The sequence below is a fragment of the Bacillus sp. JAS24-2 genome (genome assembly GCF_008274905.1).
Taxonomy (GTDB): domain Bacteria; phylum Bacillota; class Bacilli; order Bacillales; family Bacillaceae_G; genus Bacillus_A; species Bacillus_A cereus.
The window spans coordinates 2,323,973-2,338,230 of record NZ_CP031068.1 but is presented as its reverse complement, the minus strand read 5'-3'; the positions used below and the strand labels follow the sequence as shown (position 1 = coordinate 2,338,230).

Genomic DNA, 14,258 nt, shown 5'->3' with positions numbered 1-14,258 from the left:
TATATTCCATCTATTATAAATTTCAGCTCTTAATTTGAAATGAACGGACATTTCCCTACATATAACTCACTTTTAATTTGTTTTATAACAAACTATCTATTATTTACTACATTAATCTCATAAACACGCAAAAAAGCAATTAAATGCTCACATGCTCTTTCGCATGCTAGCATTTTAAAGATTTTTTGTTCTTCTTTCGTTTTATCATTAGCCTGATCTGAAGCAGCTTTTAAACATAGAAATGGTTTTTTATTTATTTGACACACATAGGCGAAAGCTGCTACTTCTTGATCAACTGCCAATGCTCCATATACGGTATGGAGTAAATATCTCATTTCCGAACTACGAATACGTTGATCTCCTGATAAAAATGTGCCGAAATGTATCGGATCATACGATCGTATTTTTTTTATTCTTCTTACAAGTGATTTTGTTGTTTCAATAGGTGCTGTTCTACCGTTATATAAATTAAAAACATCTTCCCCTGAACCAGCAGCAGTAACATCATGTTGTATTGCGTTTAGTGCGACTACAATATGACCGTTTTTCACCTTGTTTGATAAACTTCCGCATATTCCTGTCATAAACAACTCATCTGGCTGAAACTCACTAATTAACAATTGTACACAACTAGCGCAGCTTACTTTACCGACACCAGTAACAACTGATATAATTTCCAGCTCATTAATAGTATGAAAATGAAATTCCCAAGCTGCTCTTTTTTCAACACGTTCACTTGGATAATGTTGATGCAAATACGTCAGTTCTGGTTCCCATGCAGAGACAATTGCAATACGTTTCATTACACGCTTCACTTCCCCTATTGTCATTTAAATGAGTTATCTATACTTTCTCATTCATAATCTAGAATCCATTCTTTATATTTCTTATATAAATCTCGTATTATTTCTTTATTCTTCGCAATTACTTCACTTCCTCTATCATCATACATAAACATGACAATATCTTTCGTTGCATTTATGAGAAATACATTTGGATAAGAAATTTCTTTTTTTCGTCCAAATCGAGGATACAGAGCAGAGAAATCCTCATGATTAGCAGCTTGTATAAGCAATTTATACTTAATATCTTCCGCAAGACATTTTAAAGAAAATTGATATGTACAATATAAATCTGCTTCTTCATCTTCAAATAGAAACGGTAACGTTTCTTGTCTTATATGAAATCTTAAATCTCTTTTCTTACTATATTTATTGTATACATTTATTTTCTGTGGAGTTTTTATGTTTTCCTTTTTAAATCTATAAACATTTGTCACTACAAACACTACATCTTCTTTTGAAAATATGTCTTCAAATAAGAATTTATTATATGTATATAGTTGAGAAAAGTATTCCATATTTAAATCGTCGGTTCCTTCTACAATTTGATATTTATCTTTTCCGAAATCAAAATGTAAATGATTTCCCCACTGAGAATATAAGTAGGGTCCTAATGTAACTCCTGGAAATGTTTGAGTCATATATTCTTTTAATTGCATTTCCTTGTCCTTTCTACTGTACAATTCCTTTTAAATCCCAGTATGCTTCTTCTAGCCACGGATGTATAACTTTAAATGTATCTTTCCTTTCCCACAAATATGAAATATATACAAAAGCTGCTTTTTCCAAAAATTTTGCCAATCCTTTTTTTATTTCTATTAAATATGGTGGTGTCCCGTTTTGATCCCATTCTATTTTATCTGCAACAAATAATACTAAATCCATCTTCGTTGCATGTTTACGCAACGTTGTATGGCAACAAATTGCATTTAAAATTTCTTCATCTTCTACTTTAAATATTTCTTTTGCGATTACTCTCGATAGTTTTTGATGAATAATCATAGGAAACTTTCTTTCTGCTTCCACTATTTCTATCCCAAATTCTTCAGCAACTGCAATCCGCTCCTCGTTCGGAAAAATGCCACTAATATCATGTAAATATCCTGCAATTGCTGCTTTTTCTTTATCTACGTGAAACTTTTCTGCAATCTTTTTTGCCTCATTTGCTACACAAATTGAATGTTTATATGTAAACTCTTTATTATATTTTAGTAGAAAAGCTTTAATATCATTTTCTATTTTTCCAGTTTGAGTAAATGAATATATATCATTACATAAAATAGAAAATCCCCTTATAACTACCTTTCATTATAATGTAGAATCTAAATATCCTTGTTATTTTATATTCGTTATTAATCTTTTTACTCCTTTTTAATACGTTACATGAAATTTTATACAGAATCATCGCTACAAGTACATAAATGTTTGATATTATAGTAATGTTGATGATTTGTAAGGAAAGGAACTACACAATGAATAAAAACATATTAATTATTGATGATGATAAAGAAATTGTTGAATTACTTGCTGTTTATTTGCGAAATGAAGGCTATAACATTTATAAAGCTTATGATGGCGATGAAGCATTGCAAAAAGTTTCTACATATGAAGTTGACCTTATGATTTTGGATATTATGATGCCAAAACGAAACGGATTAGAAGTTTGTCAGGAAGTGCGTGAAAATAATACTGTACCAATTCTAATGCTTAGTGCAAAAGCAGAAGATATGGATAAAATATTAGGTCTTATGACAGGTGCCGATGATTATATGATCAAGCCATTCAATCCATTAGAATTAGTAGCAAGAGTGAAAGCTTTATTACGAAGATCCTCTTTCCAAAACGCTACTTCGCAAAAGAATGAAGATGGTATTATTCGTATTCGCTCTGTTGAAATACACAAACATAATCATACTGTTAAAGTAAATGGAGAGTATATTAAATTAACCTCTATTGAGTTCGATATTTTATATTTACTTGCAAGTAATACAGGAAGAGTATTTAGTTCAGAAGAAATTTTCGAACGCGTTTGGAATGAAGATGGTTACGGTTCAAATAAGACTGTAATGGTTCATATTAGCAACTTACGGGATAAACTTGAAACAGTAATAAATGGAGAAAAATTTATTCACACTGTTTGGGGAGTTGGCTATAAAATTGAGAAATGAAGCATTTGATATATTAAAAGATATCCCTAAATGGAAACTTATTTTTTGGCTCTTATTAGCTATCACACTCACGCCTATTACTGAGTTAATTATTTATCGCCTCGTTACGAGTGTAATTGAGAGTTCACTTACTCTAACTGAACTTGGTAAAGAATTCATTCGAATTTTTGGTTATGAAAAGTATAAAGGGATTAAAGAATCGTTATGGATGATGATTGTATCTTATTTGTTTTTATTTTCTATTTTTTCATCCTATCTTTACATTTTTTATCGTCACGAGAAAAAACTTTATTATGAAACTTGTATTAAAAAAATGATAGAAGAAATTCGTTATATTGCAAATGGAAACTTCAATCATAAAGTTTCTATTGTAAATCATAATTATCTGGAAGAGTTAGCAATCGGGGTCAATGAAATTGTTGAACAATTAAAAGTCTCAATTGATGAAGAAAGACAAGCGGAACAAGCAAAAAGTGAGCTTATTACAAATGTATCACATGACTTACGCACTCCCCTTACTTCTATAGTTGGATACGTAAATTTAATCCATCATGATAATTATAGAGATGAAGTAGAATTGCGATACTATATTCAAGTCATTTACGATAAAGTCACTCGTCTTAATGCATTAATGAATGACCTGTTCGAATATACACGTGTTCAAAATAAAGAGTTAAGCTTGTATTCTGTCCCTATTGACATAGTAGAGTTACTTGGGCAATTAACTGTTCAATTCCGTATACAATTTCAAGAAGCAAATATAGAATGTCGACCTTCTTTCCCATCTCAAAAGCTCATGGTATTAGCTGATGGTGAAAAATTAGTGCGTGTGTTTGAAAATCTTATTATAAACGCTATCGCTTATGGAAGCGAAGGTCGCTATATTGACCTTACTGCTTATGAAAGCAATAATATGATTACAATTGATATAACAAATTACGGACAACCTATTCCTAGTACGGATTTACCTCATATTTTTGAGCGTTTTTATCGCGTTGAGAAATCTCGCTCTACAAACACTGGTGGATCTGGACTTGGATTAGCTATTGCAAAAAGTATAGTCGAATTGCATAAAGGAACAATTGAAGTATATAGTGATGATGAAAAAACAACATTCACTGTAAAACTACTCCCATACAAATGTTAATATTATAAATAAAAAGTTCAATTTCTTATCATATAAGAAATTGAACTTTTTCCATTAATACCCAAAATTTAATAATCCTTTATAATTCTTTAGAAATTCTTTACCTTTTCTTTCTTCCTAATTAAGCATTCCTTTTTACAATACTAGTATTGATGTCATAATAGGAGGATCGCTTATGCAATTCTTAAAGAAATTCGCTATTTTATTATTATCTTTTTTTATTACTGCACTTATCGTTTTATATTTTTATCTTTATGTAAATGGTCCGATTATTCAAGCTAAATCAGCTATTTTAATAAATGCTAATTCAGGTGAAATTGTTTATAAAAAAAATGAAGAAACTCCGGTACAATCAGCTGCTTTATCTAAATTAATGACAGAATATATCGTATTGGAGCAACTAAATGATAGAAAAATACAGTTAGATGACTTAGTACAAATAAGTAACGAAGTTTTCCGAGTAGAAACAAGCCCTATACAAGTAACATCGAATGATAAAACAACGGTTCGTGATTTACTTAATGCATTGCTACTGGCAGGGAATAATCGTTCTGCACTCGCTCTAGCAGAACACATTGCTGGAAATGAAGATAACTTTACAGTATTAATGAATAAAAAAGCAAAAGAACTAAAGTTATTACAACCATCTCCATTTCTAAACTCTACTGGAATTAATAATGATACAGATAAACAATCAACTACAACAGCGATAGACGCAGCTAAACTAGCAGCAAAATTAGTAAAAGATTTTCCAGATGTATTGAATATTACGAAACTAACCTCTTACCAATTTACCTTCAAAGATTCCCAGGTTTTCAATACGAATAAAATGATATATTCCCTTAATGAAAACATTAAACTTCAAGGTGTTGATGGCTTACAAACTAGTTTTTCAACTAACGGTAATTATAGTTTTGTCAGTACAGCAAAACTTGGAGATACTAGACTAATTTCAGTAATATTAGATGCAGATGAAGAAAACATTTCATTTATTGAAACAAAAAAGTTGCTACAGTATGGTTTTGATCCTTCCTCGTACTCTGCACTCCAAGCTTTTAAAGACGCCCTTACATCTTGGACAATATTGCTTCAGTTTAAAAATTTAATTATACAAACTATAATGATTTTTTTAATCATTACCACCTTAATGTTTTTACATATACGTCAGAAAAAATCCGAGGATTTCAATTAAGAAATCTTCTTATATATAAAAACCGACTTGCGTTTGAGATGCAAGTCGGTTTTTAATTCTATCATCCTCGTCCAATCAAATTTGCTGAAACAGATTGCAAGTTTAACTCCCTCGCCCATATAGATAGCTGACCAATATGATGAATTTCATATCCCATTACATGTCTTAAAACCTATGTTTTTCGAGGCATACATCCATCTCTGTTTCCTTTCGTTATATTCTTTTGTTTGTATAAATGGGTTAATCTATTAATTCTATTAAATCCAACAATTGAACTATTACATATTAAAGTTCTATTCATATACTATAGTAGATTACTAGAAAGGAGGCTTAACTATGGATAGTTGCGTTGTATTTGTAAACGGACAACCTTTTTTAGTTCTTTCAGTAGCTGGTATTGAAATTGCTAGATTAGAGATTTCCCTTCAAGTAGCATTAGCTCTAAGAGTGCTTGGGATACCAATCTGTGATTAATTACCAAATTAATAAAAAAAGAGGGCATTTGGTATTATCCCCTATAGGTAGACAGTAAAAAAAGAGTCCATCTGATATGATGGACTCAATACTGTTTTATCTGGAGGGGATTTTTTTATGGCAAGAAAAGGACAATCATTTCAAAAATATACAGAAGAACTAAAGCGAGAAGCAGTTCGTCTTCGATTAGAAGAGAGAAAGTCATTGCGAGAAATTCGTGAACAACTCGGTGTGAAGAGCGATGCCCAGATTATTGAGTGGGTAAAACGTGCGCAACAAGGGGAGTCCTTTGATGATCAACGTGGTGTCTGGAATCGAAAGAATTTTAATAGTCTAGAAGAAGAAAATGCTTATTTGAAGGCACAGGTTGAGTATTTAAAAAAGCGCAATCCAAATCTACACGGGAAGGAATGGTCCTAAAGAAAGAACGATTTTCTCTTATCGATTCATTACGCCAAGCCTATCCACTCCGATGGTTGCTTCAAATCGCGGAAGTTTCTAAGGCTGGCTACTATAAATGGCGGAAATATCATAACGTGCAGCGTTTACGTCAGAAAAGGGATATGTGGCATAAAGAACATATTTTATCTATTCATCGTCAGCACCCTTACTATGGGTATAAACGTATGACTCGTGCTTTGGCTCAGAAGGAATGGTAATGAATCATAAACGTGTTCGTCGTCTTATGAGAGAGCTGGGTATTCAATCTATCATTCGAAAAAAACGTCCGTTTTATGGAAGAAAAACATCTGTGGTATTTAAAAATTATTTGAATCGAGAGTTTCAAGCTGAAAAGCAAAATCAAAAATTCGTAACAGATATTACTTATGTACGAATCGGAGAACAATTTGCCTATTTGTCAGCTGTGTTAGATTTATACAACAATGAAATTGTTGCCTGGAAGCTATCTTCAAGAAATGATTTAGATTTGGTTTTAACTACATTACGTCAATTAGAAGGGAAGTCATTAACTACTAAGCCCCTTTTCCATTCAGATCAAGGGTTTCAATATACATCTAAATCCTACGCAAAACAGTTAGAGAAATTAGGATTTGTCGGTAGTCATTCTAGACGTGGAAACTGTTTTGATAATGCGTGTATCGAATCATTCTTCTCACATTTAAAAACAGAGAAGTTGTATTTAGTGTGCCCAAAAACATATGAAATGGCCTACCGAGCAATTCAAGAATATATTCAATTTTATAATACAGAAAGATTCCAAGAAAAACTTCACGGCCTTTCCCCGATAGAATATCGGGAAAAGGCCGTGGCATAATACTCTTTTTATTACTGTCTACTTGACAGGAAGATGACCAATTAGCCCTCTTTTTTTATTTTCTTCCCACCTTTTCTTAACAACAAACAAAATTCAAATTTAATTAATTATAAAAAATTAAAGTATATGAACGTTACATGAAACACTTGCTAAGATAGCTGTCCTTCACACTATTTATTTCGCGACATTATATAATCAAAGCACACAATGATTAACTCTTTATACGGCTTATTTTAAGTGTGCTAGCCAATACTTTTACTTGTATGTTCTATACACTCATTCTCTACGGTATACTGATACCAACTTATATTTTTTGATGAGGGCTCATTTCCCTATATCCCTCTTTATTCCCATGCACTTTTTTCTCAAATCCAAGCTAAATAATCTATATTGTTATCTTTTAAACTCGCCTCACTATCCGATTATATTAATAACCTATCACCTGGTAATCATTATCTAATTTATCTTCAATTGGATGGTCCATCATTTATACTTACGGATTGGCTTTCCCGTATCTATTGTGCATGGACATTAGGTTTTCTAGCATCTAGCTCATTTCTTTAAAAATGTAGGGTTTTTCGTCTATTATTAAATGAATAATGTTTGGAAGGGTGATGTAATATGACAGAAATTAAAGTAGGGCTTACACAATTTTTAGACTTCACACTGAAAGGTAGTACAGCTAAAACAACCTTTATAAAAAATCTAAAATCCCAACCTGAATATCAACCAGCTTTTGATTACTGGAAACAATTACGAGAAACTGTTATTAAATTTCATCAAAACAAACTACCTTTTGAATGTTTTGAAACATTAGTACAAACGGTTGATCAGAAAAAAAAACAAAACTACATTGATGTCATAAAGCAATACAAAAAATTCATTAAAAATAAAGAAATCTCTTGGTTTGATCCAGGTAAATCATATTGGAAATCAGATGATTTAATCGTCCGTTCATCGCCTGAACTTGGCTTATTCATTAATAATGAGCCACATCTTATCAAACTGTTTTTCAAAGGAAAAAAAGAGCGAATTGATAAATACAACATTAACTCGACACTTACACTATTAAATGAATCAACATTTTCAAATGAACGAAACGATGTGAATTATACGGTACTTAACATCCAAAAGAACAGAATGTATACGAATAACTCTATTAATAATAATCATTTAGTAGCGCTTAAATCAGAAGCTAACCAGTTTTGTTATATATGGAATAATCTGTAAAGGTTACTATTCATCCCTTTCAATACCTTGTTGATGCATACTTTAGTTACAATTTTTACAGATTCATTCAGTTTCGTTTAATTAGGGCTCGCCCTCTTATTCCTCAGAAACAATGCAGGTGGGCCTTTTTCAAAAATGGTTTCTTTCTCAGTTTTAATATACTAGCTCTCCCCTGAAACAGCTGCAATTGAAATTATTTTTGTTTTATTATCCACTATACCCACCAAGCCTCTCTTATTAACATAATATAATTATAAATTACTATTGTTGCTACTTCTTCCATTCATATTCTAACATACTCATTTCCCATAAATTCCAATACGTTTCTCCTACTCTTTTTGACTCTCTTAATAAGCCTTCTTTTACAAACCCTATTTTTTCGTAACATGAAATGGCCGATGTATTAAAATCATACACACCAAGAGTTACTCTATGTAGTTTTAATTTGTCAAAAGCAATATGAAGTACTGCTTTCATCATATGTTTTCCTATAGAACGTCCTCTCATCTTCGTATTACCAACTAATACTTTTCCAATTCTAGCGGACTTGTTAATATTATCTATTTGCCCAAGCGAAATATGACCAATAACGTCTGAAGTCTCTTCATCTACCACTTTGAAAGCGAATGTATTTGCACTTTCTATATACTTCTCTAATTGCTGTTCGTCTAAAGGAAATGTGAAGGCATTACCTGACCATTGTATTAGAAATTCTTCGGAATTAATCCAATTTATTAATTGTTTAAAATCAGATTTTTTAAAGGTTTCTAGTTTAATCACTTCCTTGCTCCTTTCGTACATCTTGCTTTATAACCTCAAACTTATTTCTATATAAAGAATATATTCTCCTTTTATATGAAATTAAAATAAAGCCATTCATGTGAATGGCTTTACAAAAAAGCAGCATAATTATGCCTTGTTTGCTACATCAATACCATTAAAATCAAAGTCAGCCGTAACCGTTGTAACAGGTGGGAAAATTGCTTCAATTTTGCAAATGGAAATAATTACTCCAACCGATCCAGGAATAGCCGCAAGCTTAACTACATCACAACTTACAGACGAAACAGTACCTACATAAGTACGTCCCTCTGTGTTAATTTGAACTGTTCGATTAATTAATTTCTTAAGTTCATCTCTAATTCCTTGTACACAAGAATTATCACATTTCTCATGCTGTTCTTTTTTACACTCTTCGAATACTTCCCAACAATCATCCTGTTTACATGTACACTTCTTTTTACAATTATTAAATCGAGAACCCAATACCTCACCCCCTAATCATTTCTATTAGTAAAGTATGTCCACTAGCTTAAAAGGGTACGAGGCAAACACATAAAAAGAAAAAAACAAACCATTGTACCAAACTTTCTTTTCATTATTCATTATAAAAACAGACCTCCCCTAATTAAAAGCTTGTTTAATGAGGGGCCGTGAATTTAGTCCTACTTCATTTAATGTTTAGACACCATTCTCTAAAACAAATCTTTTTTCTTTTAAATAAGACGCTTCTTAAAAACGCACTAGATTTTCCCATTAGCTCACATATCCATAGACTTTATTTGCGGTTTTTTCCTTTGTTATTGTGAAATATACATTCAAAAAAGCGTACTCGAAATAAGATATTATTTGTAATCAAAACGCTTTCTTCAACAAATGTTTATTGAAAAATACCATAACTAGTAGTAGTTCTCTCCACTATATCTTAAAAATTTGCATAGTTTGTATAAACTCTATATCGAGTAGAAAACACTCTATCATATAAAGATAAAATAGTAGGTTAATAAACAAGCCATTTTTTTATTAAAACATAGAATAATATGAACACTATTAAAAGGAGGTAGAAATGAATGTCCTGGAAAAATGATTGCTGGAGTTCTCAGAAAAAGCATTGTTGTGATGATTGGTGGAAATCTAAAGAAAAGTGTCATCGTGATGATGATTGGAGTTCTCAGAAAAAACATTGTAATGATGATTGGTGGAAATCTAAAGAAAACTGTCATTGTGATGATGATTGGAGTTCTAAACGAAATAAGTGTCGTTGTAAATGTTTCTTTATTTGTTGCCATTGTAAAAGGAAAAATTGGTAATATTTTCGATGCCAACTTAAAGGAAAGAATATGTCTTTTGGAACCGATAAATACTAGAATGTATTATACAAAAAGCTGACTGAATATAATCAGCTTTTTATCAATGAACACGTAAAGATTTCAACAGACATATGTATTTACTGATTAGGTGGGCTATTAAGAAAAAACAAGCTAACTCTTATAAATCGATTTTTAATTACTTCACGTACGTATAAAGCTTTAGATGCCCTCATTACTTCAGACGAATTCACCAGTATTTTCAGCAAAAAATTCATGGAATCTTTAATTAGTCGAGTACTTTCATTGCCTTCAGAAACCCCAGAGACAAGCGGGGTTTCTTTTATTTAAATAAAGATTTTGTTTAAACTTTACAAAACTCACCTATATTAAAATATCTTCTAAAATCCTTATTGAACATTTATAATACTATTAAACGGTTTAAATTCGACAATCAGTAATGGAGGCATTTTAATGGGAAACATCCCAAAAGTATCATCACACCAATCAAATCCTAATATACCCTCACAGCAAGTGAATCCTAATACCCAACAAGGTAGTATTAAAAAAACAAGACGCCGTATTATAACTACTTTGGCTTTTATATTACCTATAATTTTTGTCCTTCAATATTCTCTGAATAACCAACAAGAAATGATTAAAGAAAAACAAATCACACTTAATACGGAACAACAAAAATTATCTTCTGTAAAGAAGGATGGTCATTCCCTTAACAAGGATGTCAAGGCTTTAACAAGTAGTGAAGAAGAAATTTTAAAATCCGCAAGGAAACTGTATGGATTTTCCAAACCGAATGAAACTATATTTCAAATAACTGAATAAAATTACACGGCATTACCTAAAAGGCGATTTGAAGATAATCGCCTTTTTATATTTAATTTCTAAAGGAATCATACTAATCTCTCTTTCTATCATATAACTACTTTGTTTAATTTGTTAAAATAAAACCGCTTGTCCGTTTCACTTTGCTCTATCATTACATTTACTATTAGTAATACGATTTTTAGAGGTGATAAATAATGGACGAGTTTTTATCTTTTGCTGCACTTAATCCGGGTTCTATTGGACCTACACTTCCAACTGTTCAACCTTTTCAATTCCCTACCGGTCCCACCGGTTCTACAGGAGCTACAGGAGCTACTGGATTAACCGGATCAACTGGACCGACTGGGCCAACCGGATCAACTGGACCAACTGGACCAACTGGACCAACTGGATTTAATCTTCCTGCTGGACCTGCATCTATTACCTTGACTTCTAACGAAACCACAGCATGTGTATCCACTCAAGGAAATAATACTTTATTTTTTTCGGGTCAAGTATTAGTAAACGGTATTCCTACTCCAGGGGTAGTGGTCAGTTTTTCGTTTAGTAACCCATCTCTTGCTTTCATGGTTCCTCTTGCTGTCATTACCAATGCCTCAGGTAACTTTACCGCTGTATTTCTAGCCGCTAATGGGCCTGGAACAGTAACCGTTACTGCTTCACTTCTTGATTCTCCTGGAACAATGGCTAGCGTCATTATTACCATTGTGAATTGTCCGTAATGATTTTATTTTTAAGAACTAAGCAATTTCTAATAAAAAGAGCACTGATTTTATAGTGCTCTTTTTTTATCATTTGGATGTGCCTTTCAAATTAAATTTCGTAACAGCCTATTAAAATAACGCTTTTATTGAATTTCATCCTTAACAAAATTTAATTACTCCAATGAATAAACATGCCACAGTATCGTATTTTAATAAAAACTATAAAACAGACATACTTAACACTAATAGTAGAATTTTTCTTCTTCATCAAATTCACTTCTTTTCTTTTTATAAACATAAAAAAGGATCTCTATTTATACAGAGATCCTTTCTAACTTTATAATTTACTAGACTGTAACCCCTGAATAAACGGAACTACTTCAGGATTTACAAGCGATGATAAATCACCTAACTCTTTTCCTAAGTAAGCTGCTTTAATAACACGGCGCATTACTTTAGAGTTACGTGTTTTCGGTAAATCTTCTACAACGTGGATGTCTTTAGGACACAACGCTTTTCCAATATGAGAGTTTACTAAACTCATTAATTCTTTCTTTAATTCTCCTGTGAATGTTACATGATCTCTTAATACTACAAAACAATGACAAACTTCACCTTTTACTTCGTCAGGTACACCAATTGCAGCAGCTTCAATTACATCGTTATGTTTCACAAGAATAGATTCATATTCAGCAGGTCCAATACGTTTACCTGCAATATTTAACGTATCGTCTGAACGCCCTGTGATGATATATTGTTCACCATCGTAAATGACCCAGTCACCGTGGACCCATTTATTTTCAAAACGTGACCAATATGTGTTCACGTAACGTTCATCATCTTCCCAGAAGCTTTTCGTCATACCTACCCAAGGTTTCTCTAAGCATAATTCTCCGACTTCATCTCGAATTGGTTTACCTTGATCATCCAGTACGACAGCTGCCATTCCTGGTAAAGATGCGTTAAAACTAATCGGTGCGATTGGCTTAATAAGAACATTACCGAAAATCCCACCAGAGATTTCAGTTCCACCTGAGTAGTTACAGATTGGAACATTTCCTTTTCCAACTGTTTCAAACAGCCACATCCATGGATCAGGATTCCAAGGTTCTCCTGTTGATGCGAATACTTCCAAACTCTTTAAAGAATGTTTATTGACATACTCATCACCTTTTGCCATTAATGCTCGGATTAACGTTGGCGAAATACCTAGATGAGTAATCTCATATTTATCAACTGTCTCCCATAACCGGTCTGCTTCTGGGAAGTCTGGAACACCTTCGTACATAACCATCGTTGCTCCATTAATGAGTGAACCGAATAATAGAAACGGCCCCATCATCCAGCCCATATCAGTTACCCATAATACACGATCACCTTGTTTAATATTCATTCCAAATCCTGCATCAAAAGCTGCTTTCAAAGGAAATCCTGCATGCGTGTGTACTGTTCCTTTCGGCTTACCAGTCGTTCCTGATGTATAAATGAGCATTAATGGATCATCACTTTGCATTTCCTCGGCATGTATGAATGGTTTTTCTTTTTCTAGCGTACTCCACGAAAAATCATAGTTATGTGGTGTAAAATCATTTCCTGCATGACGAACGATAACAACTTTTTCAACAGTTGGGCAATGTTCACAAGCTTTATCTACTTCATCTTTTAAAGAAACAATTTTACCGCGACGTGAAAATCCATCTGCGGTAATAATCATTTTTGAACCTGCCGCTTGCACACGTGTCATAACTGCATCAGACGCAAAGCCTGAGAATATTGGTGAAATAATTGCTCCGATTTTCATTACAGCTAGCATCGCAACAACTGTTTCTGGAATCATCGGCATATAAATTGTTACACGGTCACCTTTCTCAATACCCGCGTGTTTCAAACCATTTGCAACACGGCTTACCCAGTTGTCAAGCTCTTCATATGTAAATGATTTTGAAGTTCCATTTTCCCCTTCGTACTGAAGTGCTGGCTGTATTCTCGTCTCTTCATCCGCAAGCCAGCGGGATAAAGCTGATTCTACAACGTTACATGTTCCGCCATTATACCACTGTGCAAACGGTGTACCATTTTCTAAATCTAACACTTCTGTATAAGGTTTCATCCATTGATAGCCTACTGCTTTTTCTGCCTCTCCCCAAAACCAAGCTGTTTCCTCAATAGATTTATTATAAAAAATTTCATAGTCTTCATATCCCAATGATTTCATCCAACCATATAAACGTGTTTTTTCCTTGTACTCTTCTGTTGGAAACCAAACTGCTTGTTTCAATGTTTTCCCCTCCT

At 32.7% G+C, this 14,258-nt stretch carries 14 protein-coding genes and 3 pseudogenes; 9 read left to right on the top strand and 8 right to left on the bottom strand.

Going from position 1 to position 14,258, the window contains the following annotated elements:
* Positions 1–92 precede the first annotated feature (92 nt).
* Genes mtnN through yqeK form a run of 3 tightly spaced genes read right to left on the bottom strand, consistent with a single transcriptional unit; the run spans position 93 to position 2,123 of the window.
* A complete protein-coding gene (gene mtnN, locus DN407_RS12065) occupies positions 93–830 on the bottom strand; it encodes a 5'-methylthioadenosine/S-adenosylhomocysteine nucleosidase (protein WP_000151939.1) in 738 nt (245 codons plus the stop codon).
* 23 nt (positions 831–853) lie between these two features.
* Complete coding sequence (locus tag DN407_RS12060) at positions 854–1,501, bottom strand: DUF3885 domain-containing protein (protein WP_149216276.1); 648 nt, start codon at positions 1,499–1,501, stop codon at positions 854–856.
* 13 nt (positions 1,502–1,514) lie between these two features.
* Positions 1,515–2,123 (bottom strand): bis(5'-nucleosyl)-tetraphosphatase (symmetrical) YqeK, encoded by a 609-nt coding sequence (gene yqeK / locus DN407_RS12055; protein ID WP_149216275.1) that lies wholly within the window; start codon positions 2,121–2,123, stop codon positions 1,515–1,517.
* A gap of 191 nt (positions 2,124–2,314) precedes the next feature.
* Here yqeK and DN407_RS12050 point away from each other — a divergent pair, with 191 nt between their 5' ends.
* The 3 genes from DN407_RS12050 (at position 2,315) to DN407_RS12040 (ending at position 5,349) form a co-directional block, all read left to right on the top strand.
* Complete coding sequence (locus DN407_RS12050; protein ID WP_001038807.1) at positions 2,315–3,010, top strand: response regulator transcription factor; 696 nt, start codon at positions 2,315–2,317, stop codon at positions 3,008–3,010.
* A complete protein-coding gene (locus DN407_RS12045; protein ID WP_001243309.1) occupies positions 3,000–4,157 on the top strand; it encodes a sensor histidine kinase in 1,158 nt (385 codons plus the stop codon). The genes DN407_RS12050 and DN407_RS12045 overlap by 11 nt, the downstream gene beginning before the upstream one ends.
* 175 nt (positions 4,158–4,332) lie before the next feature.
* Positions 4,333–5,349 (top strand): D-alanyl-D-alanine carboxypeptidase family protein, encoded by a 1,017-nt coding sequence (locus tag DN407_RS12040; RefSeq protein WP_098283814.1) that lies wholly within the window; start codon positions 4,333–4,335, stop codon positions 5,347–5,349.
* A gap of 61 nt (positions 5,350–5,410) precedes the next feature.
* On the opposite strand, the pseudogene DN407_RS12035 reads toward DN407_RS12040, so the two are convergent.
* A pseudogene (locus DN407_RS12035) lies at positions 5,411–5,521 on the bottom strand (DinB family protein); the annotation flags it as partial.
* A 164-nt stretch (positions 5,522–5,685) separates the two neighbouring features.
* Here DN407_RS12035 and DN407_RS12030 point away from each other — a divergent pair.
* The 3 genes and pseudogenes from DN407_RS12030 to DN407_RS12020 all read left to right on the top strand — a co-directional run bounded on the left by DN407_RS12030 (position 5,686) and on the right by DN407_RS12020 (position 8,329).
* Complete coding sequence (locus DN407_RS12030) at positions 5,686–5,823, top strand: DUF3956 domain-containing protein (RefSeq protein ID WP_000376554.1); 138 nt, start codon at positions 5,686–5,688, stop codon at positions 5,821–5,823.
* 117 nt (positions 5,824–5,940) lie between these two features.
* A pseudogene (locus DN407_RS12025) lies at positions 5,941–7,099 on the top strand (IS3-like element ISBth8 family transposase).
* 621 nt (positions 7,100–7,720) lie between these two features.
* Positions 7,721–8,329, top strand: coding sequence for a hypothetical protein (locus DN407_RS12020; protein ID WP_098450430.1), 609 nt, complete (start codon positions 7,721–7,723; stop codon positions 8,327–8,329).
* Positions 8,330–8,599: 270 nt separating this feature from the next.
* Here the strand turns inward: DN407_RS12020 and DN407_RS12015 are convergent, their stop codons facing one another.
* Positions 8,600–9,130, bottom strand: a complete 531-nt coding sequence (locus DN407_RS12015) for a GNAT family N-acetyltransferase (RefSeq protein WP_149216274.1) — start codon at positions 9,128–9,130, stop codon at positions 8,600–8,602.
* Positions 9,131–9,238: 108 nt separating this feature from the next.
* Complete coding sequence (locus DN407_RS12010) at positions 9,239–9,595, bottom strand: hypothetical protein (protein ID WP_000535573.1); 357 nt, start codon at positions 9,593–9,595, stop codon at positions 9,239–9,241.
* Positions 9,596–10,192: 597 nt separating this feature from the next.
* On the opposite strand from DN407_RS12010, the gene DN407_RS12005 reads away from it, so the two are divergent.
* From DN407_RS12005 to DN407_RS32750, 3 genes and pseudogenes are all read left to right on the top strand, one after another.
* Entirely contained in the window at positions 10,193–10,498 is a 306-nt protein-coding gene (locus tag DN407_RS12005) for a hypothetical protein (RefSeq protein WP_098286711.1), read from the top strand.
* Between the two features lie 392 nt (positions 10,499–10,890).
* Positions 10,891–11,259, top strand: a complete 369-nt coding sequence (locus DN407_RS12000; RefSeq protein ID WP_000526887.1) for an FtsB family cell division protein — start codon at positions 10,891–10,893, stop codon at positions 11,257–11,259.
* A 197-nt stretch (positions 11,260–11,456) separates the two neighbouring features.
* Positions 11,457–11,513 (top strand): annotated as a pseudogene (locus DN407_RS32750) (exosporium leader peptide-containing protein); the annotation flags it as partial.
* A 239-nt stretch (positions 11,514–11,752) separates the two neighbouring features.
* Here the strand turns inward: DN407_RS32750 and DN407_RS32090 are convergent.
* Positions 11,753–11,968 carry a hypothetical protein gene (locus DN407_RS32090; protein WP_000236250.1) on the bottom strand — a complete coding sequence of 72 codons (216 nt, stop codon included), beginning with the start codon at positions 11,966–11,968 and terminating at the stop codon, positions 11,753–11,755.
* Positions 11,969–12,303: 335 nt separating this feature from the next.
* Entirely contained in the window at positions 12,304–14,244 is a 1,941-nt protein-coding gene (locus DN407_RS11990; protein WP_000806459.1) for an AMP-binding protein, read from the bottom strand.
* Positions 14,245–14,258: the final 14 nt, after the last annotated feature.

Coding starts and splice junctions, on each gene's coding strand:
- DN407_RS12015 (WP_149216274.1), bottom strand. CDS start 9,130: ATGTACGAAAGGAGCAAGGAAGTGATTAAACTAGAAACCTTTAAAAAA.
- mtnN (WP_000151939.1), bottom strand. CDS start 830: ATGACAATAGGGGAAGTGAAGCGTGTAATGAAACGTATTGCAATTGTC.
- DN407_RS12050 (WP_001038807.1), top strand. CDS start 2,315: ATGAATAAAAACATATTAATTATTGATGATGATAAAGAAATTGTTGAA.
- DN407_RS12020 (WP_098450430.1), top strand. CDS start 7,721: ATGACAGAAATTAAAGTAGGGCTTACACAATTTTTAGACTTCACACTG.
- DN407_RS12030 (WP_000376554.1), top strand. CDS start 5,686: ATGGATAGTTGCGTTGTATTTGTAAACGGACAACCTTTTTTAGTTCTT.
- DN407_RS12060 (WP_149216276.1), bottom strand. CDS start 1,501: ATGCAATTAAAAGAATATATGACTCAAACATTTCCAGGAGTTACATTA.
- DN407_RS12040 (WP_098283814.1), top strand. CDS start 4,333: ATGCAATTCTTAAAGAAATTCGCTATTTTATTATTATCTTTTTTTATT.
- DN407_RS12005 (WP_098286711.1), top strand. CDS start 10,193: ATGATTGCTGGAGTTCTCAGAAAAAGCATTGTTGTGATGATTGGTGGA.
- DN407_RS32090 (WP_000236250.1), bottom strand. CDS start 11,968: ATGGTAATAATGACGCTAGCCATTGTTCCAGGAGAATCAAGAAGTGAA.
- DN407_RS12000 (WP_000526887.1), top strand. CDS start 10,891: ATGGGAAACATCCCAAAAGTATCATCACACCAATCAAATCCTAATATA.